Here is a 24,158-nt window from a genome sequence, read left to right as displayed (position 1 = left end):
ATGCATAGTCTCTAGCATAATGATAACAAAATGCGGGGGGCATGCAGAGGTTGGCGTGGTTCTCACGCGTATGCTTCCCTCTTTCCTTCCAAGACTAAAAATAGAAGTGAAGAAACGGGGCAGGAAGCCATGAACATAATTTTGTTGGCCATTGCAGCCGCCGTGCTCGCGATCATCTACGGAGTCGTCCAGACACAACGTCTGATGGGAGCCAGTGCCGGCAGCGAAAAGATGCAGGAAATTGCATCGGCCATTCAGGAAGGCGCAAACGCATATCTCAAGCGCCAGTACACAACCATTGCCATTGTCGGCGTCATCGTCTGCATCCTCATTGCGGTTTTCCTCGGTTGGGAAGTCGCACTGGGCTTTGCAGTGGGCGCCTTGTTGTCGGGCGCAGCCGGATTTATCGGCATGCTCGTCTCTGTGCGCGCCAATGTGCGGACCACCCAGGCCGCTTCGACCAGCCTTGCAGCAGGTCTCAGCATCGCCTTCCGCTCGGGCGCCGTCACCGGCATGCTCGTTGCCGGTCTCGCTCTCCTCGGCGTGGCCGGATATTTCTGGATTCTCACAAGCGGAATGGGTCATGCCAGCGGGGACCGGGTCGTGATCGACTCCCTGGTTGCCCTGGGCTTCGGGGCCTCGCTGATCTCGATCTTTGCGCGTCTGGGCGGCGGTATCTTCACCAAGGGTGCGGATGTCGGCGGGGACATGGTCGGCAAGATCGAAGCCGGCATCCCGGAAGATGATCCGCGCAACGCCGCCACCATTGCCGACAATGTGGGCGATAATGTCGGTGACTGTGCCGGCATGGCAGCGGACTTGTTCGAGACCTATGCAGTGACCGTTGTGGCCACCATGGTGCTTGCCTCGATCTTCTTCGCCGGAGAGATGGGACCGGCCCTGATGGCTTATCCGCTGGCGATTGCCGCGGTCTGCATCGTGACCTCCATCATCGGCACCTTCTTTGTCTCCCTGGGCAAGTCCACCAATGTGATGGGCGCGCTCTACAAGGGGCTGATCGCGGCCGGCGTACTGTCGATCGGCGGTGTCTGGCTGGCCACGACCTACGCCCTGCCGAACGGCATGGGTGATATCGGCATGGTCGGGGATCGCATGATCACCGGTCAGAACCTCTTCATCTCCGGCATTGTCGGCCTGGCCGTGACCGCCGCCATCATCTGGGTGACGGAATACTATACCGGTACAGGCTATCGTCCGGTGAAGTCGGTCGCGAAAGCGTCGGAGTCCGGCCATGGCACGAATGTGATCCAGGGTCTGGCCGTGTCGCTGGAAGCGACGGCGCTGCCGGCCCTGATCATCATTGTCGGGATCGTCGTCACCTATAATCTGGCCGGCCTGTTCGGCATTGCCATTGCGGTGACCACCATGCTGGCCCTGGCCGGGATGATCGTGGCGCTCGATGCCTTCGGTCCGGTGACGGACAATGCCGGCGGTATCGCGGAAATGGCGGGTCTGGAGGACAATGTCCGCGAGACCACGGACACGCTGGACGCGGTGGGCAATACCACGAAGGCTGTCACCAAGGGTTATGCGATCGGCTCTGCCGGTCTGGGTGCCCTGGTCCTCTTCGCGGCCTATACGACGGATGTGGAACACCTGCTCGGCCTCGATCCGGACTTCTCCCTGGAGAATCCCTATGTGATCGTCGGCCTGCTGTTTGGCGGTTTGCTGCCCTACCTCTTCGGCGGCATGTCGATGATGGCGGTCGGCCGGGCTGCGACCTCGGTCGTGGCGGAAGTGCGCCGCCAGTTCAAGGAAATCCCGGGCATCATGGAGTTCAAGGCGAAGCCGGATTACGGCCGCGCCGTGGATATCCTGACCCGCTCGGCGATCCGCGAAATGATCGTGCCCTCCCTGCTGCCGGTCCTGTCGCCGATCATCCTCTACTTCGTCATCCTGGGCATTTCGAGCCAGGAACAGGCGCTGGCCGCTGTCGGGGCCATGCTTCTGGGCGTGATCGTCAACGGGCTCTTCGTCGCGGTCTCCATGACCGTTGGCGGCGGTGCCTGGGACAATGCCAAGAAGTATATTGAGGACGGCAATCATGGCGGCAAGGGATCCGAAGCCCACAAGGCCTCGGTGACCGGTGACACCGTCGGTGATCCCTACAAGGACACCGCCGGTCCGGCCGTGAACCCGATGATCAAGATCACGAATATCGTGGCCTTGCTCCTCCTGGCCTTCCTGGCCAAAGGCGTGACCGGCCACTAGGCCGACACGTCACACGCAAGGGAAAAGCCCCGGTCGGTCAGGACCGGGGCTTTCCTATGCGAGCAAGAGGGCATCAATCACCGACTGCGGGGATGAACCAGACAAAATCGGAGTCGATACGGTCGACTTCGGGCGTGGAGCGCGCCAGGAGGGCAATGCCATCCTGTGTAGCTGTCAGTGTAGGAGGAGAGGCGACTGGTGGTTTGGGCAATTTTACATTGTCCTGCATTTTCCAGTCTGTGCTACCATCGACGAGATAGTGGAGTTTGACGTTATTGTCGGCCACGACGGCCAGATAAAGTGAACCTGTGACGGGATGCCGGGCCGCCGAAAGCGGGCGGATCGTGGGATGAAGAACCGTATCGGCAGTGATTTTGGGGTTAGGGCTCTGCCACCCGGTCCAACCGGTTTCTCCGCTGTTCTGGACATTGATTTTGACGCAATTTTCGTCCCGGCCCGTTGCCACGAACAGATGGATATGGCCTTGTGCATCCGTCACGGTGGTCAGGGCTGCTGTCCCCAGATCGACGTTGGGATCGCCCAGCTGATGCCAATCGCTCCAAACACCGTTCGGTGTGTTCTGGTATTTGTGCCAGACCATCCCGCCTCCATCGATGAAGAAGAGTTCCAGGCGTCCATCGCCATTGGTGCCCACCGTCCAGTCATAGGCGACGCCGCCGCCGGCATGCATGGGCGACCAGTCCGTCCATCCGCCAGGCCCCGCGAAGGCATGGTAGATATCGACAGCATCGACCTTGGCGAATATCTCAAGGCGCCCGTCTTGATTGGAGACGACCTGTACCTTGGAGATGTGGCCACCAAGATATTTGAGTTTGGTCCATTCGGCCCACCCCGTCGCGCTGCCTGAATCCGACCAGGAATGGTAGACCGTGCCTCCGATTGCCACGAAGGCTTCCAATGCGCCATTGGACTTGTAGCCAACGGTCATGAAGCGCGGGTCTCTCAGGATCGGATCTGACAAGGGCTTGTCCCGGTCCGGACCGAGGCCTTCAGCTTTGGACCAGTATTTATAGGCATCGTCGGCGTTTTCGCCTTCAGCAGACCGGTCCATCCACTGGTGACTGACCTGCCATGTGTCTTTTTGATAAGGAATGAAAAAGTGCTTGAAGCCAAAGGCTTCCAACCGGTCCGGGTTCGGCCGCATGAGGCCGACCGGAATATAGGTCGGACCGTAGTCATGACCCGACCTTCGGTTCGGACTGTATTGGTTTGTCCACCCGGCAATCTGTGTCCAGGTGTTCATTACCATTTCGGATTGCGTCATGTTTCCCTCCCAGGATGCAATCAGCAAACATTAGTCAAAAATGGTGTGGCCGGAACGGGAAAAATGGAGCCGGCGAGACTGTCGGAACTGTGCGAGCAAAGCGGCCAACAACAAAAGCCCCGGCCTGTGAGAGCCGGGGCATTGATGCGCTGAAGCGTTGTGTGACGTGGAATCTATTGATCCCGGCGCGGACCGCCGGCGCCGCCGGGCAGGTTCTGCTCGCCGCCGAATTGTTCGGTCGGCAGACGGCCGACATTGCCGAGGATCTGTTCGATGAAGGTCAGCTCGCGGCCCCGGGTCGGGGTTTCGCGGCCGGCATAGGCGACCAGACGGCCATCTTCCAGCGAGTATTCGGCCACGGTCTCGACCACGCCGGTGTCGTCAAAGCTGACGGCAATGATGCGGCGGTCGCGCGTCACCGGGCGCAGATAGGCCAGGCTCTCGCGCGTCGTGGAGATGTAATACCAGGTGTTCTCTTCAAACGTGCCGCGGGTCGACGGATTGCCGAGACGCGCCAGCACGGTGTCCTGCGTGTCTTCTTCCGGCGTGATGTTCGGTTCTTCCTGGATGGCATAGCGATAGCCGTGCGAGCGCAGGACCGGGTTGCAGGCGGAGGCTCCCAGAGCACAGGCCAGCACCAGAAGGGAGACACTGAGGCGACGCTTCATGTAAACCGAACTCCTTGCCGTTCCGGCGACATGCCGGACGTGGACAGCAGCAAGGTCGCAACCGGCCTGCCGCCATGTCTTGACCTAAACAAGGCGCACCTTAGCTTCAAGCGCCGATTGTTGGGAGCCCATAATCACATGTTGCGCGGTCTGTTTTCCCCCAAACCCGAAAAGCGTACGGCCCAGGCGCTCCATCGCAAAGTGGTCGAGGCGGCCCGGCAGCCTGCCCTGTATGGTGAGGACGGCGTTCCGGACACGATTGACGGCCGGTTTGAACTGATCGTCCTGCACACCGCCCTGGTGGTTCTGGTCCTGCAAAGCGGTGAGGATCCGCGGGGCAAGGCGGTCAGCCAGGCCCTGTTCGACGCCATGTTCGACGATTTCGATGCCGCTATGCGCGAGCTGGGTGTGGGTGACTCGGCCGTGGGCAAGAAGATTCGCTTCATGGCGGAAGGCTTTTACGGCCGGGCCAAGGCCTTGGGAGAGGCGCTCGAAGCGCAGGATGACAGTGCGGCCCTGATCGATGTCCTGTCGCGCAATACGCTGGCCCAGGAAAGCCCGGATGCCCGGGCGGAACGCCTTGCCCTATACGTCAATTCGGCCTTCGCCTCGCTGCAGGCGCAGGGGGCGGATGCCCTGATCGCCGGAGCCGATCCGGACTTCCCCTCGGCCTGAGCACGGTCTTGCCGCCTTGCATCTGACCAAGCATGGTCTAAGTTCCGCGGGCATTTTTGGGCGGCTGCCGCCTTTGTCAGGGACATACAATCGCAGCTCATGACAGGTATCCCCACGATCTCCGTTGACGCCATGGGGGGCGATCTCGGACCGCAGGCTGTTGTTGAGGGTATTGCCAATACGCTCAAGCGCTGGCCGGACCGGAAAGCCCGTTTTCTCCTGCATGGTGATGAGGCCCAGCTGAAACCCTTGCTGGAGGCCCACCCCAAAGTGGCCGCCGTGTGCGAGCTTCGCCATACCGACACGCTGGTCCAGATGACCGACAAACCGTCCGACGCGGTGCGCCGGGCGCGCGGTTCCTCCATGTGGAATGCGATCCAGAGCGTGAAATCGGGTGAGGCCGGAGCCGTTGTGTCTTCAGGCAATACCGGCGCTCTGATGGCGATTTCCAAAGTCATCCTGCGCATGAAGAAGGGCGTTCACCGCCCGGCGATCTCGGCCAATTGGCCGACGCCGAAAGGTCATACCGTCGTGCTCGATGTCGGTGCCAACGTGCAGTGCGGCGCCACCCAGCTCGTCGAATTCGCCATTCTGGGCGAAGCCTATCACCGCGCCGTGTTCGGCGGCGAAAATCCCAGCGTCGGCCTGCTCAATGTCGGGCAGGAAGAGCTCAAGGGGAATGACACGGTGCGTGAGGCGGACCAGCTGATCCGCTCCTCCGGTCTGGACATGGCCTATAAGGGCTTCATCGAGGGCAATGACATCTCCACCGGCGATATCGACGTCGTCGTGACCGATGGTTTCACCGGCAATATCGCGCTGAAGACCGCCGAGGGCACGGCCCGTCTGGTGGCGGGCTGGGTTCGTGATGCGCTGACCTCGTCCTGGACCGCCAAGCTGGCGGCCGGCCTGTTGTCGCTGGGCGCGCTCGACCGGCTGCGCCAGCGCATGGACCCACGCTATATCAATGGCGGCGTGCTGCTGGGCCTGAAAGGCATTGTTGTAAAAAGCCATGGCGGCGCAGACGGGGAGGGGTTCGCCTCGGCCCTCGGTCTTGGCTATGTCATGGCGCAAAGCGACTTCATGACCGAGATTCGCAAGAATCTCGACAAGTTCGCCGAGTCTGAAGAACAGGATGTGGCAGCGGCCTCATGACCGAATTCAAGGCCCGCATTGCCGGGATCGGGTCCTATCTGCCCGAGCGTATTCTCACCAACGAGGAAATCTCCTCCATGGTGGACACCAGCGATAGCTGGATCCGTGAACGTACCGGCATCCGCCAGCGCCATATCGCGCCAGACGGTGTCACCACAGCCGATCTCGCGGAACAAGCCGCCCGCCGGGCGCTGGACGATGCCGGTATTTCGGCCGAAGACGTTGATCTTATCGTGGTCGCCACCACGACCCCGGATTTCACCTTTCCCTCTGTCGGAACCCTGCTGCAGGCGCGCCTTGGCGCGACGCAGGGCGCGGCCTTTGATGTCCAGGCCGTGTGCACGGGTTTCGTCTACGCGCTCTCTGTTGCCGACAACATGATTGCCCGGGGTCAGGCCAAGACGGCGATCGTCGTCGGTGCCGAAACCATGTCGCGCATTCTGGACTGGACTGACCGGACCACATGCGTCCTGTTCGGGGATGGGGCCGGGGCCATGGTTCTGACGGGCCAGGATGCCGGTGATGAGGCAAGCCCGGGCATAATGGGCACCTATCTGCGTTCCGACGGCCGCTTCAAGGATCTCCTCCATGTCGATGGCGGTCCGTCCTCCACGGGCACGGTGGGGCAGTTGCGCATGATCGGGAACCAGGTTTTCCGCCATGCCGTCACCAATATCGCGGAATCCATGACCACGATCGCCGGCCGGGCCGGTGTGACGATCGAGGAGATCGACTGGTTCGTGCCGCACCAGGCCAATCAGCGCATTCTGGAAGGCGTGGCCCGTAAACTCTCCATCCCGACCGAGAAGGTGATTTCCACGGTCGCGGACCATGGCAATACCTCCGCAGCCTCCGTGCCGCTCGCCTTTGATCGTGCCGTCCAGGATGGCCGGATCAAGCGCGGGGATCTGGTGCTGATGGAGGCGCTGGGCGGCGGATTTACCTGGGGCGCAGCGCTGGTTCGCTACTGATCCGTGCAGTTTTTTGCGGCAAGCGCGTGATTTCAGTCTTTTTTGCAAGGTCTTGGCGTTGACGATACGGCCCCGGGAGGCGTAGCCTGTTTACGTCTATGCGGGGATAGCTATGTCAGATAAAACCTTAACGCGAGCAGATCTGGCCGAAGCGGTCTATCAGGAAGTCGGTCTGTCGCGGCAGGAATCTGCGGATCTGGTCCAGTCGGTGCTGACCATGGTGTCGGACACGCTGGCCTCCGGAGAGAACGTCAAGCTTTCATCCTTCGGTTCCTTCCTGCTTCGGGACAAGCGTGGCCGCGTTGGCCGCAATCCGAAAACCGGTGTGGAAGTGCCGATTGAGGAACGCCGTGTGCTGGTGTTCAAACCATCGCAAGTGCTCAAGGAGCGCGTCGATTCGTCCCTGTCCAAGGACTAGGCCTCAAACGGGTCTGGCCCGGACAGAACAGGGGTGATGCTGGCGCGGTGTGATCATGTCGGTCAGCAAGAAATCACCGGAAGCCTTCCGGACCATCTCTGAAGCCGCGGACGAAATCGGCGTCCCGGCCCATGTGCTGCGCTTTTGGGAAAGCAAGTTTCCGCAGATCAGCCCGCTCAAGCGGGCGGGTGGAAGGCGCTTTTACCGGCCGCAGGACCTGCAATTGCTGCGCGGCGTGAAACGCCTCCTCTATGAGGACGGGTTCACCATCAAGGGCGCCCGCAAATTCATCAAGGATAATGGCGTGGCCTCCGTCCTCGAGCTGGGGGATGGCGCGCCGTCGCCCGTGGCCGCCCAGGCCGAGCCTCAGGCCGTGGATGCCTCGGATATCGAGCGACCCGAACCGCGGCCGCAGCCCGCCCGCCCGGCCGGATCTCCCCAGCGCCAATTGCAGGATATTCTCGACGATCTGGAAGGCGCCCGCGCCAAGCTCAAGGCAGCTATCGAACCGCACAATTAGAGGCGATTTGAGGGGCTGGACCCGTCAGCCGCATTTTGCGCTGACAGGCTGGTTGCCGAGCCGCAAACTGCACCCTATAACCGGCCTCCCCATCGGACGGGCCTGCCTGTCCAACAAAGAGTGTCGGAGCGTGGCGCAGCCCGGTTAGCGCACCGGTCTGGGGGACCGGGGGTCGCGAGTTCGAATCTCGCCGCTCCGACCATTTCTTCCCGATTTCAGGATCAATCCGCCACCGGCGGTTCCCACAACTCCACCGGATTGCCTTCCGGGTCGTGGATGCGGGCGAATTTGCCAAGGCCGGCTTCTTCCATCTCGTGGGTCACTTCGATCCCGGCCTCGCGCAATTGGGCGGTGAGGGCGGTGAGGTCATCCACGCGGAAATTGAGCATGAAGGCCTTGCCGGCGGGGAAATACTCCGTGTCGGCCTTGAAGGGGGCGAAGACGGTGACACCCTCTGTCCCCACCCAGGGCTGCATTTCCATGCCGGTCGGGGCCGGATTGATGCCCAGATGGGTCTGATACCAAGCGGCGAGTGCCTTGGGGTCTTTCGACCGGAAAAACACGCCACCCATTCCCACAGCCTTGGCCATGTCCGTCTCCCTCGCTTTTGCGGGCGGGGCCGGGACCTATTTGGCCAGCGCCGCCTTCATCACATCCTTCATGGAAATCTCCGGATTGGCCAGATCATCCGGGTTCGGGCTGGCGCGCTGGGCGATCATCATCTTGGCCGCCATGAAGCCATGCGCGTCATTGACGCAATCGGCGGCGATGATCACGCCATCCTTCAGATGGAAGAGGGAGAAATGGCCCAATTCCGTATTGTCCGCCGGGCGACGCTGGATCGTGGTGTCCTGCGTGCCGATGAGGCCGGCGGTCTGGAGTTTGAGATGATACTGGTCCGACCAGAACCAGGGCACTTCCGGTTTCGGCGCCGGTGAGCCGCAGATCGCGGCCGCGGCATGCTTGGCCTGGTCCAGCGCATTGGGCACGCTTTCCAGGCGCAGCCGCGTGCCGGTCAGCCAGTTTTCCTGTTCGGCGCAGTCGCCGATGGCGTAGATCGCCGGATCGGAGGTGCGGCATTGGGAATCCACCTCGATCCCGTTACCCGTCGCCAGACCGGCCTCGGCGGCAAGTTCCTGATTGGGCAGGATGCCGATCCCGACCAGAACACTGTCACAGGCCAGGGTGCGGCCATCGGCCAGTTTCACCCCGGTGATCTTCTTCTTGCCGCCCAGCAGGCCGCCGCCCTTGGTGATGATCTCCGCCACCTGGGCGCCCAGCTCAACGGTCACGCCATGATCGCGATGGGTGTCGAGATAGAATTGCGAGAGCTCCGGTACCGCGACCCGCGCGAGCAGCCGGTCCATGGCTTCCAGCACAATCGGTTCTGCGCCCAGCTTCTTGGCGACCGAGGCCGCTTCCAGACCGATATAACCGCCGCCGATAATGGCGATCCGCTTGCCGGGAATGAAATCACCCTTGAGATGGTCGACATCGGCGATGGTGCGCAGATAGCGCACGCCGTCCTGATCAGCGCCAGGGACGGGCAGGGTGCGCACGCGTGACCCGGTGGCGATCACCAGCGCGTCATAGGTCTCGCTGCTCCCGTCATCAAAGCTGACCGTGCGCGCCTCGCGATTGAGGCTTGTGGCGGTTGCGCTGGTACGCAGTTCGACATTCTGCGCGTCCCAGGTTTCCGGCGGTTGCAGCCAGAGCCGGTCTTCGCCGATCTCGCCGGACAGATAGGCCTTGGACAGGGGCGGGCGCTGATAGGGCGGGTGGGGTTCGCTGCCGGCCAGAATGATGCGGCCGGTCCAGCCATTGCGGCGCAGGGAGGCGGCACATTGGCCTCCGGCCTGGCCCGCCCCGATAATGATCACGGTCTGGTCTTCACCGCTCATGGCAACTCCCCGTTATCGCGCCGGCCCGATCATGCGGAACCGGTCTGGTTCTTGATTCACTATCCCCTATCCCTGCGGCATCATGGCGCGTGGGGGCAAGGGGATAACGGGGATTATCACCGTGCTTTGTGCGGCGTGTGAAGTCGCTCTCTTGCCTGATGTGAAGATTGCGGTAGTTAGCGCGCCATGTCCTATCACACCTCCCTGACCAGCCGTGCGGTCTCGAACTGGTTGCTTGTGGTCGCCATCATGGTGATCGCCATGATCATTGTCGGCGGCACGACCCGCCTGACCGACAGTGGTTTGTCGATCACGGAGTGGAAGCCGATCTCCGGTGCCATCCCGCCGCTGACCCAGTCGGACTGGGAAGAGGAATTCCGCCTATATCAGCGCACAACGGAATTCCAGGAACAGAATTCCGCCATGACTCTGGCCGAGTTCGAACTGATTTTCTGGTGGGAGTGGGGACATCGCCAGCTGGGCCGTCTGATCGGCCTGGTCTTCTTTATCCCGCTGGTCTTCTTCTGGCTGAAAGGCCGTCTCAGCGCGCGTCTCAAGCCGCGCCTTCTCGTCCTGCTCCTGATGGGCGGCTCCCAGGGTGCGATCGGCTGGTGGATGGTGGCCTCCGGCCTCGTCGACCGTCTCGACGTGTCGCAATACCGGCTCGCCACGCATCTGGGCATGGCTTTCATCATTCTGGGATATTCGATCTGGCTGTCGCTGGAGGCGCGCTTCGGACCGCCACCGCTGCGCCGGGGCACGCTGACGGGGATTTCCTTCGGCCTCCTGGCCCTGGTCTTCCTGCAGATCATCCTGGGCGCCTTCGTGGCCGGTCTGGATGCCGGGCGCATCTACAATACCTGGCCGCTGATGAATGGTGATCTCATTCCGGAGGGCTATCTGGCGGGCATGAATTTCTTCCCGGCCATTTTCGAGAGTCATGCCGCCGTGCAGATGCACCATCGCTGGACCGGCTATCTCGTGGCGCTGGCAGTGGCCGCCTATGCGGCCAAGATCTGGTTTGAGCCGCGGGTGTCGCTGAAGCCCTTCATGGTGATCCTGCCTGCCCTGGTGATCGCGCAGATCGGGCTGGGCATTGCCGCCCTGCTGGCCGTGGTGCCGTTGAGCCTGTCCTTGCTGCACCAGTTCGGCGCGGTCCTGCTCTTCATCGCCACGCTGTGCGCCGCCTGGACCGCCCGCCGTTCCGTGTGAGCGTGACCTCGATTGAAACAGAAAAAGCCCGGGCGCTGGCCCGGGCTTTTTTTTGTGTCGCGTGAGAGCCTGGCCGGCCTAGTTCGGCGTCTGGCTCTCTCCGGTGATCACGGCGCGGGAGAAGGCATCGCGGGAGATCACTTTGAGCCGCTGATCGGCCTGGTCGAAGACGGCCAGCATGCCGTTTGTGTAGGCTGTGAAGCCGAAATTCGCCATGGAGGCGTCAATCGCGCCGGGCTGTTCGACACCGGGCGTGGACAGGCCGTCGATGACATCGACATCGGCGCGGGCTTCCAGCGTGCGGCCGTCAAAACTCATCAGCGTGTCGCTGGCACCATCCGTGGTCAGCACCAGGCGCGTGCCGGAGAATTCCGACACGGTGATCGACGTGCCACGAGCGGAGCTTTCGGCAAGGAGATTGCCATTCGCATCCAGACGGGCCAGGCCGCCGGCCGGGCTGAGCGTGTAGATATCGCTGTCGAACGTGTCGCACTGACGGGCCGGAGCGGGCAGGGCGAAGCTGCGCAGGCTTTCCACCGACAGCGCATCATCGCCGGCATCGCGCACGCGCCAGATTTCGGCATTGGCGCCTGTGCCCAGGATGACAAGGTCGACATAGCCCGCGCCTTCGCGCAGCAGGCAGATGCCGGCAATGCCGTCAGCCGCCTCGACGCTGGCCAGCGGCAGGTCGAGCACGCGGGCACCGGCCCGCACCACGGCATAGCCATAGATCTGGCCATTGTCCGGCGAAGCGCCGAAGACGAGCGGCAGGCTTTCCCCGCGCAGTTCAAAGTCCGGGGCAATCGCAATGCCGGACAGGCGGGCGCCGGCATGGCGGGTGACCAGTTCACCGTCCAGATTGAAGAAGTCCAGCCCGCCTTCACGCGGGGCCGCGACGACATAGCCCAGCGAGGGGGCGTCCGGGTCCGGCAGGAAGCCGACATCGCCGCCACCGCCCTGCACGCCGGTGAAGGCGGCCGTGACGAGCACTTCCACCGTATTGGCGTCCGGGCCCTGATCGGGCAGATCCGGTTCTTCGATCGGGTCGCTACAGGCCGCCAGGGCCAGCAGGCTGACGCCTACAGCACAGGCTGAGGCCAGGGACCGCGCACGGCGAAGGTACGGCCGGGATGGTTTTGCACGTTGAAGAACAGCGTCGAACCGTCGGGACTGAAACATGGACCACAAATCTCGCTTTTTTGACCATCGGGGCCAGAGGCCGCGTTGCGACCGATGGTATACACCTCGCCTTGGGGCGTCACGCCGCGGATGTACTGTTCTGCATCTCCGTCTTCAACCACGATGAGATCACCCCAGGGCGCGACACACAGATTGTCGCAAGCCTCCATCACGGCATCATCATCGCTTTCAAAGAAGAGCTGGATCCGGCCGCCATTTTCGCCCGGCTGATAGCGCCAAATCTGGCCGAGCCGGCGCGGGCCGCCATCCGTGCAGGCGAAATAGCATTCGCCGTCGCCCCACCACAGGCCTTCACCACGGGTGAATTGCGCGGCCCCGGCGACCACACCGCGATCAGCGAGATCGGCATGGGGCGCTTCGACATCGTCCAGATCGATCCATTCCACATCCATCCACTCGCCGACACGGACGGTCTGGTTCTGCCAGTTGCGCATGTCGAGCGAAGGCCGACCCGTGATGGCCAGGCCCTGCAGGCGGCCACCCTCGGCAAACTGTTCCGGCACGTTGGGGGTGAAACGATAGAAGAGGGCGCGATTGGAGCGGTCCTCGGTCTGGTAGGCAATCGAGGTCGCCGGATCGATGGCAACAGCCTCGTGGCGGAAGCGGCCCATCGCCTTGAGCGGGACCGGCTCGACCAGGCCGCGGGCCTCGGCCGGCACTTCGAACACATAGCCGTGCTCGACACCCGCACCATCACCGGCATTGCGCTCGGTCTCTTCACAGCTCAACCAGCTGCCCCAGGGCGTCGGCCCGCCGGCACAATTCACTTCGGTCCCCGTCAGGGAGAGGAATTGTTCCTCCACGGCCAGCGTGCCCGGGTCGAGGACGAGATGCGTCGTGCCGCCCAGATGGGGTTCACTCTCGGATGCCCAGTCATGAACCCGGGCCCGGTCAATCTGGTCGAGGCCTTCCGCATCCTCACCAAAAGGCGATTTGGCCAGTTCATTGGCGCGCAGTTCGTGATTGCGGATCAGGACGATCTTGCCGTCGGCGCGTTGGAAACAGGCCATGCCATCGGGATCGCCCGGTACGATCAGCCCGTCCGTCATGGCATCACCGGTCTGGGACAGGATCTGGTAGGTGAAGCCTTCCGGCAGGTCGAAGACTTCCGCCGGATCGCGGACCAGATCACCGAGCCCCTCGACCTGGTTGAGATAGCCCTGGCGGATCGCGCCGCCGGTGTCGCGCTGGCGCTGGCAGGCAGCCAGTCCGGAAAAGGCGAGGGAGGTCGCTGCTGTGGAATGCAGGAACTGGCGGCGGGACAGGGACATGAGTCGGGCTCCAGGCTGGAAATTTAGTCACGGAAATACAAGGGCTTCGCGACGTGATTATGACGCCTCTGCTCGATGCGGTATTATGACACCGTATTGCTAGGTGTATAAAAATACACCCGAAATCCGAAGAGCGCTTGACCGAGTGGAAAATCAGCTCTAAACGGCCCGCTCGAATTCAACCCGAGCCCCCCAAAGGCCTGAGGATTATTATGAAGACCTATTCCGTTAAACCGGCGGATGTCGAGAAAAAGTGGGTCGTGATCGACGCAGAAGGTGCCGTTGTCGGCCGCCTCGCTGCCTACATCGCCACCCGCCTGCGCGGCAAGCACCGTCCGGACTACACCCCGCATGTCGATATGGGCGACAATGTCATCGTCGTGAACGCTGACAAGGTCGTCTTCACCGGCAACAAGCGCAACGACAAGCGTTACTACTGGCACACCGGTCACCCGGGTGGCATCAAGGAAACCTCTCCGGCCAAGCTGCTGGACGGCCGTTTCCCGGAACGCGTTGTCGAGAAAGCCGTGCTGCGCATGCTGCCGAAAGACAGCCCGCTGGCCCGTCAGCAATTCTCGAACCTGCGCGTTTACGCCGGTGCCGACCACAAGCACGAGGCTCAGCAGCCCGAAGTGGTCGATTTCAAGTCCATGAACTCCAAGAATACGCGAGGCTGATATGAGTGAAGAAGCCCGCTCGCTCGAAGACCTGAAGGACGTCATGAAAGACGGTGGCAGCGATGTTGCCGTTGCTGACGAGGCGATCCCGACCGAGCCGCAGATCGACGAACACGGCCGCTCCTATGCGACCGGCAAGCGCAAGAACGCGGTCGCCCGCGTCTGGATCAAGCGCGGTTCCGGCAAGATCACGGTCAACGGCCAGGAACAGGAAAAATATTTCGCACGCCCGGTTCTGCGCATGCTGCTCCAGCAGCCGCTGGAAACCGCCGAGCGCGTGAACGAGTTCGACATCGTCGCCACCGTCAAGGGTGGTGGCCTGTCCGGTCAGGCCGGTGCCGTGCGTCACGGTATCTCCAAGGCTCTGACCCTGTTCGAACCGGGCCTTCGTGGCGTCCTGAAAGCCAATGGCTTCCTGACCCGCGACAGCCGCGTTGTTGAGCGTAAGAAGTACGGCCGCGCGAAAGCCCGCCGCTCCTTCCAGTTCTCCAAGCGCTAAGCTTACCGAACAGACCCGACTACAAGACGGGCGGTGCTTCTGGCACCGCCCGTTTCTTGTTTTGGGGCAGCCGTTTCTACCCTTCGAAAGGCGGCCGTGTGCATGACAGGCTCTTTGTCCTCCTTCTCCCTCGGGGGGAAGGTGCCGCGAAGCGGCGGATGAGGGGGATCGTCGAGGTCTTCGCGATTACCTGCAATACCGGGATTTCCCCCTCTCCCGGCGCATACGCGCCACCCTCTCCCCAGGGAGAGAGAATACCCCGCATCGCCAACTTATCCCCACCCCCAACATCCCACTCCATACTCCCCCGGCCTCTTCACCACTCGAGGCCCGGCCCGGTCAGGTCGGGGGTGAGGCGGTCGCGGAGCGTTCCGGGTGTCTGGGCTGACCGCCAGAGGGAAGGAACGGCTATCAGGGGGTCCAAGAGTGCCGAGGTTTGGCTCCAGTATCCGCCTGGTCTTGAATACCCGTCGCGAGGCGGGAGGAAATCTTCGCGTGCGGGACGCCTTGCGGTGTCACTCACAACTTCATTAGCGACGATGCCGGATGGCGTCCCGCACTCCTCATATCGCCAGGCGGCAACGTCGTGGTGGTCTTGCTGTGCAAAATCGCATACCGCCCAACAGTCCGATCAACTTGATGGAAAGCCCGCACGGGATTATGTGCTGCTCATGGCCAATCTGATCGACAATACGGCGCGCAGCGCTGCTTCCGAGGCCCGTGCGGCCCGGCATCCGGAAAAGCAGAAGCGGGCGGATACGCCGGTTCTGCGCAAACCGGACTGGATCCGCGTGAAGGCGCCCCTGGGCAAGACCTTCTCGGAAACCCAGAAGATCGTGAAAGAGGGTGGCCTCGTCACCGTGTGCGAGGAAGCTGGCTGCCCCAATATCGGTGAGTGCTGGGAACAGAAGCACGCCACTTTCATGATCCTGGGCGATACCTGCACGCGCGCCTGTTCCTTCTGCAATGTGAAGACCGGCCTGCCGGCCGCCGTCGATCATGACGAGGCCCGCCGGGTCGCCGAGGCCGTCGCCCAGATGGGGCTGAACCATGTCGTCATCACCTCGGTGGACCGGGATGATCTGGATGATGGCGGGGCCCAGCATTTTGTTGATGTGATCGAAGCGATCCGCGCGGCCACGCCGGGCACGACGATCGAGATCCTCACCCCGGATTTCCTGCGCAAGCCGGGTGCGGCAGAACGCGTGATCGATGCCAAGCCGGACGTGTTCAACCACAATCTGGAGACGGTGCCGCGGCTCTATCTCTCCATCCGTCCGGGCGCGCGCTACTACCATTCCCTGCGACTGCTGGAGCGCGTGAAAGAGCGCGATCCGGCGCAATTCACCAAGTCCGGAATCATGGTCGGCCTCGGCGAGACCAAGGAAGAAGTGATGCAGGTGATGGATGATATGCGCTCCGCCGGCATCGATTTCCTGACCATCGGCCAGTATCTCCAGCCGACCCGCAAGCACGCGGCCGTCGACCGTTTCGTAACGCCGGACGAGTTCAAGGCCTATGAGACGATCGCTCGCGCCAAGGGCTTCCTCATGGTCTCGGCCACGCCGCTGACCCGGTCCAGCCACCATGCCGGTGATGATTTCCGCAAACTGCGCGAGGCGCGTGACGCGCAGCTGGCGCGCGGCTGACGGGGCTGTTGTGGCGGTCGAAACGCGTGAACGCCTGAGGCTGCTGCACGCACCGGACGATGTCTTTGATCTCGTCCTGGATGTGCGGCGCTATCCGGGCTTCATTCCCCAGATCACGGCGATGCGCGTGCTCAATGAGGCGCATGACGGCCCGCTGACCGAGCTGACCGCTGAGGCGCGTGTGCGCTATAAATTCGTCGCCGAACGCTTCACCTCGCGCGTTGTGGCGGATGCCGCCCACCGCACCATTGATGTGAGCTTTGTCTCCGGGCCTTTCCGGGTGCTGGAGAATGCCTGGCGCTTCCATGCGCTGTCGGACGGCTCCACCCTGGTGGATTTCACAATCCGCGCCGAGTTCAAGAATGCCATCCTGCAAATGCTGCTGGAGAGCAATCGCGACCGGGCCGGCCGTATCCTGATCGGCAAATTCTCCGCTGAGGCGGAAAAGCGGTGTGCGGTTGCCGGTGACCCCGCCGCTGACCTAGCGGAAGAGATCGACGCCCTCGGCTAACAGGTCGAGCGCCGTGGCGACGCTGGCCAGCCGGACGGCATCGCGGCCGCGATCCCCGAAACGCTGGACGATGGTGCGGGTGGGATGGTCCCGGCAGGCCAGTCCGAAATGGACCAGTCCGGCGGGTTTGCGTTCCGAACCGCCCGGCCCGGCGACACCGGTGATCGCCACAGCGATATCGGCATTGGACCGGAGCAGGGCCTCTTTCGCCATGATCTTGGCAACTTCGGCCGAGACCGCACCATGCCCCTCGATAATGCGGGCCGGAACACCCAGCATTTCCGTTTTGGCTTCGTTGGAATAGGTGATGAAAGCCCGGTCCACCACGTCGGAGGAGCCGGGGATTTCCGTCAGTAATCCGCTCACCAGCCCGCCCGTGCAAGACTCGGCGGTGGCGATCATAACGCCAGCGGTGCGGGCGCGGTCCAACAGGGTCTCCGCCTGGTCGATCAGGGAGTGGTTGAAAATCATGTCATCCTCGCCGTTACGATGGCCTGTGCGGCCAGGCCTTCGCCGCGCCCGGTAAAGCCGAGCTTTTCTGTCGTGGTCGCCTTGATATTCACCCGGGCCTCCGGAAGTCCCAATATCTCCGCCAGACGGGTCCGCATGGCGTCGCGATACTTGCCGATTTTCGGGCGTTCGCAGATCAGGGTGACATCCGCATGCACGATCTCACCGCCGGCTTCGCGCAGGAGTTTGAGGGCGTGCAGCAGGAATTTGTCCGACGCGGCGCCGCGCCATTGCGGATCGGAGGGCGGGAAATGCTGGCCAATATCGCCGGCTCCGGCACAGCCCAGTACCGCGTCCGTGACCGCGTGCAGCCCGGCATCTGCGTCGGAATGGCCGACCAGGCCCAGGCCTTCCTGCAGCTCCACGCCGCACAGCCACATCCTGTCGGCCGGTTCCAGCCGGTGCACGTCAAAGCCCTGTCCGGTCACTGTGATTGCGGGTGACATCATTTCGGCCTCGGCACGTTGGAAATCCTCCGGACGGGTGAGTTTGTAATTACCGTTCTCGCCCGGCACGGCAAAGACCGCACCGCCTGCCGCGCGAATGACCGCGGCGTCATCGGCATAGCTGGCCCCCGCGGCGCGCTCATGGGCGGCGATGAGCGTGTCGAGCCGGAAAGCCTGGGGTGTCTGGGCGGCACCCAGCGTTTCACGGTCCACGGGTTCACTGATCTCGCCGGACGCAGACAGACGCATCAGGGCATCCGTCACCGGTATGACCGGGATGATTGCGGCATGGTCTTCCAGCGCTGTGGCGAGCCGGTCGATCAGATCGGCCGAGACGAAGGGACGGGCGGCGTCATGGACCATGACGGCATCGACACCGGCCTGCGTCATGGCGGCCAGCCCGGCCCGTACCGAGTCGGATCTTGTAGCCCCGCCAGGAATCTTGACCGTGGTTTCGCCGACTTCCTTGTCCACGCCCTCCAGCAAGGCGGTATCCTGCGGGTTGGTCACCAGGACAATTGCAGCAATCGCAGGGTGAGCCCGCAAAGCCGCATAGCTGCGCGCCAGAACGCTCTTTCCCGCCAGTCTACGGAATTGTTTGGGAATTCCGCCGCCTGCGCGCTCGCCGCGCCCGGCGGCAACTATGATGGCGCCGATCTTCATCCCAAATCCTCATCCATTGCCGCAACGCAGCATAGTCGCTAGCTTATTTTTGTTTTTCAGCCTGTTCAGGATTAGTCCAGCCGCATGCCCTTTGCCATTGGGAACCACAGGATCGCGAATCCGGCCGTTCTGGCCCCGATGTCGGGTGTCACGGATCTGCCCTTCCGCTGTCAGGTCCAGGCTTTCGGCGCGGGCATGGTCGTGTCGGAAATGGTGGCGAGCGATGCGCTGGCCCGCGGACGCGTCGACATGGTGCGCAAAGCGGCGCTGGATGCCTCCCTGTCGCCCTGCGTGATCCAGCTGGCCGGCCGCGAGGCGCACTGGATGGGCGAGGGGGCGAAGATCGCCGCTGATGCCGGCGCCGACATTGTCGACATCAATATGGGCTGTCCGGCCCGCCAGGTGACCAAGGGTCTGTCCGGCTCCGCCCTGATGCGGGATCTGGACCATGCCCTGACCCTGATCGAGGCGACCGTGGCCGCGGTGGAGATTCCCGTGACCCTGAAAATGCGCCTGGGCTGGGATCATGACAGTCTCAACGCGCCGGAACTGGCGAAGCGGGCGCAGGATGCCGGTGTGCAAATGGTCACGGTGCATGGCCGCACGCGCCAGCAATTCTACAAGGGTGAGGCCGACTGGTCGGCGGTTCGCCCCGTGAAAGAGGCCGTGTCCATCCCGGTCATCGTCAATGGTGACATCCTGACCGCCGATCATGCCCGCGAAGCCCTGGCCCAATCGGGCGCCGATGCCGTGATGATCGGACGGGCGGCCCAGGGTCGACCCTGGCTGGTCGGCGAGATCGGTGCCGAACTGATGGGGCAGCCCCGTCTCGCCAGTTGGGATGAGAAGATCAAAGCCTTGGCGGCGCAGTTCGAGATCTCTCTGGAGCATTATGGCGAGCATCTCGGCATTCGCATGATGCGCAAGCATTTCGCCTCCTTCATGGATGATGAGGCTTCGACCTGTGATGCAGAATGGCGCACTGCCATCCGCGCGACCCTATGCCGGGCTGACAGCCCGGCGGCGGTCCGTGATGCCTTGGCCCGGTTGGAGCAGCCGGAAGGCCGGGCGGTCGCATGAGCGAGCTGCCTGTCACGGATCCGGCCGAACTGGCGGCAGAGATGGCGGCGATTCCCTTGCTGCAATTCTCGCAGGAGGGGGCCTTCATCTGGGCCAATACCCAGGCGGAGGAATGGCTGGGCCTGTCCAAGCGCGTCATGCGCAAGGGGCAGTTCGGCACGCATTCACCGCTCTGCTCCCATCTGGCCGAGATCGTGGAACAGGCCTGTGCCGCCCGACGAACGGTCGTCGGGCTCGGTCTGGCTCTGGGCCATGGGGGGCCGTTCGATTTGCACGCACGCTGGGCGGATGAGAGCGGCAGTGTCACCCTGTCCGTCCTGCCGCACCGGGAGACCGGTGCCCGCGCATCGGAAGCGCCAGCGCTCGGCTTTGGCCGCATGCTGGCGCATGAGCTGAAAAACCCGCTCGCCAGCGTCCGCGGTGCGGCGCAGCTGATCAAGCGCGAGAATGATATCGATGCCGCCGCCGAACTGGCCCATGTCATCATCCAGGATGTCGACCGGATCACGCGTTTGGCCGACCATTGGAGCCGGGTCGGGGATATCCGTCTTGGCGAGCTCAGCGAGATCAATCTCAACCGGCTGGCGGTTGCCGCGATGGAATCGCTGGCCCGTGCTGACGCGGATGCCAAGTCGATCCTGCGGGAGGGTTTCGATCCCTCCCTGCCCAATGTCATGGGTGACCGGGACCTGCTGCTTCAGGTCGTCCTGAACCTGTTGCGCAATGCGCTCGATGCGCTGCGCGGCCAGCCCGATGCCCGGATCAGCGTGGAAACACGCTTTGATACGGGCCCGAAAAGCCGGACCGGGGCCAATTCCACGCCGCTCGTTCTCAGCGTGCGCGATAATGGGCCGGGCATTCCCGATACGCTGGGATCGGGTATCTTCACCCCCTTCGTCACGACGAAGCCGGCGGGTGAGGGATTGGGACTGGCCTTTGCCGCCCGTGTGGCTGCCCTCCATGACGGGCAGCTCGATTATGAAAGTCATCCGGGGCAGACCGTCTTCCATTTGCGGCTGCCGATTGCCAGAGAGGTCACACCGTGAGCGCACGCATCCTGCTCCTCGAGGACGATGAAAGCCTGAAACTCATCCTGTCGCGCGCACTGGGCTCGGCCGGTTTCCAGGTCCGCGCCACCGCCTCGCCGGACACGGCGCTGGGCTGGATCCGCAATGGGGAAGGCGATCTCCTTTTGGCCGACGTTCTGCTGGACGGGACCAATTTCCTGGAAAATCTTGGCCTCGTCTCGCGCCTGCGTCCGCAAATGCCGGTCATCGTGATGAGCGCGCAAGCGACCGCCTCCACCGCCATCAATGCGGCCAAGGGCGGGGTGTTTGAATACCTGCCCAAACCGTTTGATCTTGATGACATGGTCGCCGCCGTGGAAGCGGCTCTGGGCGATGTGAAGACCTCGCAGCGCACCCGCACGACCGAAGAGCCGACCGGTTTCATTGGCCAGTCCGTTGCCATGCAGTCTGCCTTCAAGGCGATCGCCCGGGCAGCGACCAGCCAGGCCCATGTGATGATCACGGGCGAGCCCGGGGTCGGAAAGCGCCAGGCCGCCGAAGCCCTGCTTCGCGCGCGCGGCATATCGTCGGACGATGCAGTTGTCGTCACGCCGTCGAACACGGCGTCGGAAATCTTCGGCTCGACCCAGGCCGCCAAACAAGTTGTCTGGCTGCGGCTGGAAGAATGGAATGCCGACCAACAGCGCGCCGCCCGGGATGCGCTCGATGGCGGCGGGGGCCGCGTGATCGCCACCGCCTCCCAGGCGCCGTCCAGCCCGCTCGATACGCGCCTGGCCGCCCGGCTCAGCGAATGCATCATCACGGTGCCGCCGCTGCGTGAACGCCGCAGTGATATTCCGGCCCTGTGCGAAGCCTTCCTTTCGCAATTCGCCCGTCGCGACCAGCAGGCCGTGGTCCGTCTGTCGAAGGAAGCGGTCGATTATCTGACCAATTCGCCTTGGACCGGGAATGTGGTCGAGTTGCGAAGTGTCCTGTCGCGCCTGTCGCTGGCCACACGGGGGCGGGTTGCCTCGTTGAGTGATGTGGTGGACGCGCTGAAAACCGATAGTGGCGATACGGCAGAGGAAATCTCCGTGCATGCCAATGCCCTGGCGGCGCTGGCACTTTCCAGTCCGGATGCGCGTCAGGTCGCGGTGGACTCGGTGGAGCGGGCCCTGTTCTCGCAAGCGTTGGACCGCTGCAATGGCAATCGCTCCAAGGCGGCCGAATTGCTGGGGCTCAATCGCAACACCCTGGCCCGGCGTCTCGCCGAGCTGGACGAGGAAGAGGGCGAATAGGCCTGCCACACCAGTCTGTTGCCCATGCGTAACGTTTGTTGATTTTGTGCAACGTGAGCGTAAAGATGCGTGCCTGACTCACGCATGAGAGCGTCCTTGCCGCAATCTTCGACCAGAACCCTGATCCGCAACATCTCGCCCCAATCGGCGGCGCTGTTCGGTATTGGCTTCGTCGTCTCGCTCAGCCTGCTCTCCGCTGCGGCCTTTATCCTGCTGAACGAAGGCGGGCTGACCGGTTCGCGCAGCCGTTATGCGATCGGCATCCTGATCGGCAATGCCGTCCTGATCACCGGTCTGGCCGGCGTGGTCACCTTGCGTTTTGTGCGCCGTTTCCGGGCCCGCCGCTTCGGCGAGCCGGCGCCGCGCCTGCATCTGCGCTTCGTCGCCCTGTTCTCGATTGCGGCTGCCACGCCAGCCATTCTCTCGGCCCTTTTCCTCGGCGCCGTGATCAGCCGGGGTGTGGACTATTGGTTCGGCAATCGCGTCTCCACCATGGTCGACCAGATGGAGACGGTGGCGCTGGGCTTCTACAACCGCGAAGCGGAATTCGCGTCCGACCAGCTGCGCGCCATGGCCTATGACCTGAGCCAGCCGGAGGCTGTAGATGCCTTCACCTCCAGCCGGATCCAGTATGTGCGCTACCTGTCCAACCAGGCGGCCCAGCGCGGCTTCGTGGCGGCCTATCTGGTGGATGGTCGCGGCACGCTGCTGGCGCGCACCCAGTTCCGGGAGAATGAGGAATATGTCGCGCCGTCACCCCGGCTCTACGAGTTGGCGGGTGAGGGCGATGTGGCGGTCACGACGCCCGACACCTCTGCAGACGCTGCCGATGTGATGCGCCTGCTCTACCGCATCGAAGCCTATCCGGACGCCTATCTTTTCATTTCCCATCCGATGGATATTGCCCTTTTCCGCCAGATGGGGGCGGCCCGCCGTGAATTGCGCGATGCCTCGCAGCAGGAAAGCCGGATCCGGCAGACCTTCTATTTCCTTTATTTCGAAGTGGGTATCCTGCTTCTCATCGGTTCGATCTGGCTGGCCCTGACAGCGGCGACCCGCGTGGCGACGCCGGTCTCCCGCCTGGTCGCGGCCGCCGAACGCGTGCGCCGCGGGGATCTGGACGCACGCGTGCAGATGGGCCGGGATGATGACGAGATTTCCGCCTTGGCCCGGGCCTTCAACCGGATGACCCGGCAATTGCGCTCCCAGCGTCGCGAGCTGATCGAATCCCACGCCGAGTCGGAAAAGCGCCGGGCCTTCATGGAAGCCATTCTGGCCGGTGTGCGGGCCGGCGTTATCGGTCTGGACGGCGATGACCATATCACGCTGATAAACCGCTCCGCGATTTCCCTGCTCAGCCCGGGAACCGATGATCTGATCGGGGTAGATATCGGCGAAGTGACGCCCGCCCTCGTGGAAATCGTGCAGCAGGCCCGCCGCCGTCCGGGCTCGGTGGCCGAAGGCCAGGTTGATCTGCAGGGTGATGACGAGCAGGAGCGCCATCTGACGGTCCGCGCCTCGATGGATGAAGAGGCCGGGCTGGTGATCACATTTGATGATGTGACGCGTCTGGTCACGGCACAGCGCAATGCCGCCTGGCGGGAAGTCGCGCGCCGCATTGCCCATGAAATCAAGAATCCGCTCACCCCGATCCAGTTGTCGGCCGAGCGGATCCGCCGCAAATACCGCGATGATATCCAGACCGATGTCGAGACTTTCGACCGGTGTGTGGAAACCATTGTTCGGCAGGTCAGCGATATCGGCCGGATGGTGGACGAATTCTCCTCCTTTGCCCGCATGCCGCAGCCGAAAGTGGAAAGCGTCGAAATGACCGATCTGGTCAAATCCGCTGTCTTCACCCAGCGCGTGGCCTCACCGAATATCGAGATTCCCTTCGATCAGCCGTCTGCCCATGTGCACGCCCTATGTGACGCGCGCCTGTCGAGCCAGGCATTGGCCAACATCCTCAAGAATGCCTGCGAAAGCGTCAGTTCGCGCATGGAGAAGGATGATCAGCCGGGCCGGGTCGCTGTCAGCTTGCGGGCTGTGGATGGCTTCGCCGTGATCGAGGTTCAGGACAATGGGCTGGGCTGGCCGGTTCCCAACCGTGAACGGCTCACTGAGCCTTATATGACAACGCGCGAGAAGGGGACGGGCCTCGGCCTGGCCATCGTCAAGCGCGTCATGGAAGACCATAAGGGACGACTGGAACTGGATGTGCCGGAAGAGGGCGAGGGGGCCATTGTGCGCCTTGTCTTTCCACTGACCGACACGGCCACGGACCAGTTTGCGTCTGCGCAGGAGGCATGA

General features: G+C 63.0%; 23 protein-coding genes and 1 tRNA gene. 16 read left to right on the top strand and 8 right to left on the bottom strand.

Going from position 1 to position 24,158, the window contains the following annotated elements; translation table 11 throughout:
- The first annotated feature begins 129 nt into the window (after positions 1-129).
- Positions 130-2,232, top strand: a complete 2,103-nt coding sequence (locus I0K07_RS08285; protein WP_203292370.1) for a sodium-translocating pyrophosphatase — start codon at positions 130-132, stop codon at positions 2,230-2,232.
- Between the two features lie 73 nt (positions 2,233-2,305).
- Here the strand turns inward: I0K07_RS08285 and I0K07_RS08280 are convergent, their stop codons facing one another.
- Complete coding sequence (locus I0K07_RS08280) at positions 2,306-3,517, bottom strand: DUF8189 domain-containing protein (protein ID WP_203292369.1); 1,212 nt, start codon at positions 3,515-3,517, stop codon at positions 2,306-2,308.
- Positions 3,518-3,690: 173 nt separating this feature from the next.
- Positions 3,691-4,185: an outer membrane protein assembly factor BamE gene (locus I0K07_RS08275; RefSeq protein WP_203292368.1), complete on the bottom strand. Its 495-nt coding sequence runs from the start codon at positions 4,183-4,185 to the stop codon at positions 3,691-3,693.
- A 138-nt stretch (positions 4,186-4,323) separates the two neighbouring features.
- On the opposite strand from I0K07_RS08275, the gene I0K07_RS08270 reads away from it, so the two are divergent.
- The 6 genes from I0K07_RS08270 (at position 4,324) to I0K07_RS08245 (ending at position 8,126) form a co-directional block, all read left to right on the top strand.
- The gene (locus tag I0K07_RS08270) at positions 4,324-4,860 is read left to right on the top strand and encodes a ubiquinol-cytochrome C chaperone family protein (RefSeq protein WP_203292367.1); all 537 of its coding nucleotides are present in this window, start codon (positions 4,324-4,326) and stop codon (positions 4,858-4,860) included.
- A gap of 99 nt (positions 4,861-4,959) precedes the next feature.
- Complete coding sequence (gene plsX, locus I0K07_RS08265) at positions 4,960-6,015, top strand: phosphate acyltransferase PlsX (RefSeq protein WP_203292366.1); 1,056 nt, start codon at positions 4,960-4,962, stop codon at positions 6,013-6,015.
- A complete protein-coding gene (locus I0K07_RS08260; RefSeq protein WP_203292365.1) occupies positions 6,012-6,986 on the top strand; it encodes a beta-ketoacyl-ACP synthase III in 975 nt (324 codons plus the stop codon). The genes plsX and I0K07_RS08260 overlap by 4 nt, the downstream gene beginning before the upstream one ends.
- Before the next feature lie 112 nt (positions 6,987-7,098).
- Positions 7,099-7,404: an integration host factor subunit alpha gene (locus tag I0K07_RS08255; protein ID WP_203292364.1), complete on the top strand. Its 306-nt coding sequence runs from the start codon at positions 7,099-7,101 to the stop codon at positions 7,402-7,404.
- A 55-nt stretch (positions 7,405-7,459) separates the two neighbouring features.
- The gene (locus tag I0K07_RS08250) at positions 7,460-7,924 is read left to right on the top strand and encodes a MerR family transcriptional regulator (protein WP_203292363.1); all 465 of its coding nucleotides are present in this window, start codon (positions 7,460-7,462) and stop codon (positions 7,922-7,924) included.
- A gap of 124 nt (positions 7,925-8,048) precedes the next feature.
- A tRNA-Pro gene (locus tag I0K07_RS08245) sits at positions 8,049-8,126 on the top strand.
- Positions 8,127-8,145: 19 nt separating this feature from the next.
- Here the strand turns inward: I0K07_RS08245 and I0K07_RS08240 are convergent.
- Together I0K07_RS08240 and I0K07_RS08235 are read right to left on the bottom strand one after the other, a co-directional pair.
- Positions 8,146-8,514, bottom strand: a complete 369-nt coding sequence (locus I0K07_RS08240) for a VOC family protein (RefSeq protein ID WP_203292362.1) — start codon at positions 8,512-8,514, stop codon at positions 8,146-8,148.
- Positions 8,515-8,550: 36 nt separating this feature from the next.
- On the bottom strand, positions 8,551-9,825 hold the full coding sequence (locus tag I0K07_RS08235; protein ID WP_203292361.1) for an NAD(P)/FAD-dependent oxidoreductase: 1,275 nt from the start codon (positions 9,823-9,825) through the stop codon (positions 8,551-8,553).
- A 186-nt stretch (positions 9,826-10,011) separates the two neighbouring features.
- Between I0K07_RS08235 and I0K07_RS08230 the strand changes: the two genes are divergently transcribed.
- Complete coding sequence (locus I0K07_RS08230; RefSeq protein WP_203292360.1) at positions 10,012-11,037, top strand: COX15/CtaA family protein; 1,026 nt, start codon at positions 10,012-10,014, stop codon at positions 11,035-11,037.
- 78 nt (positions 11,038-11,115) lie between these two features.
- Here I0K07_RS08230 and I0K07_RS08225 read toward each other — a convergent pair whose 3' ends face one another.
- Together I0K07_RS08225 and I0K07_RS08220 are read right to left on the bottom strand one after the other, a co-directional pair.
- Positions 11,116-12,216: a hypothetical protein gene (locus tag I0K07_RS08225; protein WP_203292359.1), complete on the bottom strand. Its 1,101-nt coding sequence runs from the start codon at positions 12,214-12,216 to the stop codon at positions 11,116-11,118.
- Entirely contained in the window at positions 12,117-13,508 is a 1,392-nt protein-coding gene (locus I0K07_RS08220; protein ID WP_203292358.1) for an alkaline phosphatase PhoX, read from the bottom strand. Before I0K07_RS08220 ends, I0K07_RS08225 begins: the two co-directional genes overlap by 100 nt.
- Positions 13,509-13,720: 212 nt before the next feature.
- Between I0K07_RS08220 and rplM the strand changes: the two genes are divergently transcribed.
- The 4 genes from rplM to I0K07_RS08200 all read left to right on the top strand — a co-directional run bounded on the left by rplM (position 13,721) and on the right by I0K07_RS08200 (position 16,844).
- Positions 13,721-14,185, top strand: coding sequence for a 50S ribosomal protein L13 (gene rplM / locus I0K07_RS08215; RefSeq protein WP_138509723.1), 465 nt, complete (start codon positions 13,721-13,723; stop codon positions 14,183-14,185).
- 1 nt (position 14,186) lies between these two features.
- Complete coding sequence (gene rpsI, locus I0K07_RS08210) at positions 14,187-14,684, top strand: 30S ribosomal protein S9 (RefSeq protein WP_203292357.1); 498 nt, start codon at positions 14,187-14,189, stop codon at positions 14,682-14,684.
- A 671-nt stretch (positions 14,685-15,355) separates the two neighbouring features.
- Entirely contained in the window at positions 15,356-16,333 is a 978-nt protein-coding gene (gene lipA, locus I0K07_RS08205; protein WP_203292356.1) for a lipoyl synthase, read from the top strand.
- On the top strand, positions 16,308-16,844 hold the full coding sequence (locus I0K07_RS08200; protein ID WP_338041047.1) for a type II toxin-antitoxin system RatA family toxin: 537 nt from the start codon (positions 16,308-16,310) through the stop codon (positions 16,842-16,844). The genes lipA and I0K07_RS08200 overlap by 26 nt, the downstream gene beginning before the upstream one ends.
- On the opposite strand, the gene I0K07_RS08195 is transcribed toward I0K07_RS08200, so the two are convergent.
- Together I0K07_RS08195 and I0K07_RS08190 are read right to left on the bottom strand one after the other, a co-directional pair.
- Positions 16,815-17,315, bottom strand: coding sequence for a CinA family protein (locus I0K07_RS08195; RefSeq protein WP_203292355.1), 501 nt, complete (start codon positions 17,313-17,315; stop codon positions 16,815-16,817). The genes I0K07_RS08200 and I0K07_RS08195 overlap by 30 nt on opposite strands.
- Positions 17,312-18,463 (bottom strand): bifunctional 2-C-methyl-D-erythritol 4-phosphate cytidylyltransferase/2-C-methyl-D-erythritol 2,4-cyclodiphosphate synthase, encoded by a 1,152-nt coding sequence (locus I0K07_RS08190; protein ID WP_203292354.1) that lies wholly within the window; start codon positions 18,461-18,463, stop codon positions 17,312-17,314. The genes I0K07_RS08195 and I0K07_RS08190 overlap by 4 nt, the downstream gene beginning before the upstream one ends.
- 84 nt (positions 18,464-18,547) lie before the next feature.
- Between I0K07_RS08190 and dusB the strand changes: the two genes are divergently transcribed.
- From dusB to I0K07_RS08170, 4 genes are all read left to right on the top strand, one after another.
- Positions 18,548-19,543 (top strand): tRNA dihydrouridine synthase DusB, encoded by a 996-nt coding sequence (dusB, locus tag I0K07_RS08185; RefSeq protein ID WP_203292353.1) that lies wholly within the window; start codon positions 18,548-18,550, stop codon positions 19,541-19,543.
- Positions 19,540-20,589 carry a two-component system sensor histidine kinase NtrB gene (locus I0K07_RS08180; RefSeq protein WP_203292352.1) on the top strand — a complete coding sequence of 350 codons (1,050 nt, stop codon included), beginning with the start codon at positions 19,540-19,542 and terminating at the stop codon, positions 20,587-20,589. The genes dusB and I0K07_RS08180 overlap by 4 nt, the downstream gene beginning before the upstream one ends.
- Entirely contained in the window at positions 20,586-21,848 is a 1,263-nt protein-coding gene (locus I0K07_RS08175; protein WP_203292351.1) for a response regulator, read from the top strand. Before I0K07_RS08180 ends, I0K07_RS08175 begins: the two co-directional genes overlap by 4 nt.
- Positions 21,849-21,944: 96 nt before the next feature.
- A complete protein-coding gene (locus I0K07_RS08170) occupies positions 21,945-24,158 on the top strand; it encodes a sensor histidine kinase NtrY-like (RefSeq protein WP_238934685.1) in 2,214 nt (737 codons plus the stop codon).

Origin of the sequence: Maricaulis parjimensis, from assembly GCF_016817355.1 — a bacterium.
Taxonomy (GTDB): Bacteria; Pseudomonadota; Alphaproteobacteria; order Caulobacterales; family Maricaulaceae; genus Maricaulis; species Maricaulis parjimensis.
The sequence above is the reverse complement of the archived record's forward strand: the minus strand, read 5'-3'. Positions and strand labels throughout refer to the sequence as shown.

Excerpts from the sequence above, each read along its gene's own strand:
- I0K07_RS08285 (WP_203292370.1), top strand. The coding sequence starts at position 130 with ATGAACATAATTTTGTTGGCCATTGCAGCCGCCGTGCTCGCGATCATC.
- I0K07_RS08280 (WP_203292369.1), bottom strand. The coding sequence starts at position 3,517 with ATGACGCAATCCGAAATGGTAATGAACACCTGGACACAGATTGCCGGG.
- I0K07_RS08275 (WP_203292368.1), bottom strand. The coding sequence starts at position 4,185 with ATGAAGCGTCGCCTCAGTGTCTCCCTTCTGGTGCTGGCCTGTGCTCTG.
- I0K07_RS08270 (WP_203292367.1), top strand. The coding sequence starts at position 4,324 with ATGTTGCGCGGTCTGTTTTCCCCCAAACCCGAAAAGCGTACGGCCCAG.
- plsX (WP_203292366.1), top strand. The coding sequence starts at position 4,960 with ATGACAGGTATCCCCACGATCTCCGTTGACGCCATGGGGGGCGATCTC.
- I0K07_RS08260 (WP_203292365.1), top strand. The coding sequence starts at position 6,012 with ATGACCGAATTCAAGGCCCGCATTGCCGGGATCGGGTCCTATCTGCCC.
- I0K07_RS08255 (WP_203292364.1), top strand. The coding sequence starts at position 7,099 with ATGTCAGATAAAACCTTAACGCGAGCAGATCTGGCCGAAGCGGTCTAT.
- I0K07_RS08250 (WP_203292363.1), top strand. The coding sequence starts at position 7,460 with ATGTCGGTCAGCAAGAAATCACCGGAAGCCTTCCGGACCATCTCTGAA.
- I0K07_RS08240 (WP_203292362.1), bottom strand. The coding sequence starts at position 8,514 with ATGGCCAAGGCTGTGGGAATGGGTGGCGTGTTTTTCCGGTCGAAAGAC.
- I0K07_RS08235 (WP_203292361.1), bottom strand. The coding sequence starts at position 9,825 with ATGAGCGGTGAAGACCAGACCGTGATCATTATCGGGGCGGGCCAGGCC.
- I0K07_RS08230 (WP_203292360.1), top strand. The coding sequence starts at position 10,012 with ATGTCCTATCACACCTCCCTGACCAGCCGTGCGGTCTCGAACTGGTTG.
- I0K07_RS08225 (WP_203292359.1), bottom strand. The coding sequence starts at position 12,216 with ATGTTTCAGTCCCGACGGTTCGACGCTGTTCTTCAACGTGCAAAACCA.
- I0K07_RS08220 (WP_203292358.1), bottom strand. The coding sequence starts at position 13,508 with ATGTCCCTGTCCCGCCGCCAGTTCCTGCATTCCACAGCAGCGACCTCC.
- rplM (WP_138509723.1), top strand. The coding sequence starts at position 13,721 with ATGAAGACCTATTCCGTTAAACCGGCGGATGTCGAGAAAAAGTGGGTC.
- rpsI (WP_203292357.1), top strand. The coding sequence starts at position 14,187 with ATGAGTGAAGAAGCCCGCTCGCTCGAAGACCTGAAGGACGTCATGAAA.
- lipA (WP_203292356.1), top strand. The coding sequence starts at position 15,356 with ATGGCCAATCTGATCGACAATACGGCGCGCAGCGCTGCTTCCGAGGCC.
- I0K07_RS08195 (WP_203292355.1), bottom strand. The coding sequence starts at position 17,315 with ATGATTTTCAACCACTCCCTGATCGACCAGGCGGAGACCCTGTTGGAC.
- I0K07_RS08190 (WP_203292354.1), bottom strand. The coding sequence starts at position 18,463 with ATGAAGATCGGCGCCATCATAGTTGCCGCCGGGCGCGGCGAGCGCGCA.
- dusB (WP_203292353.1), top strand. The coding sequence starts at position 18,548 with ATGCCCTTTGCCATTGGGAACCACAGGATCGCGAATCCGGCCGTTCTG.
- I0K07_RS08180 (WP_203292352.1), top strand. The coding sequence starts at position 19,540 with ATGAGCGAGCTGCCTGTCACGGATCCGGCCGAACTGGCGGCAGAGATG.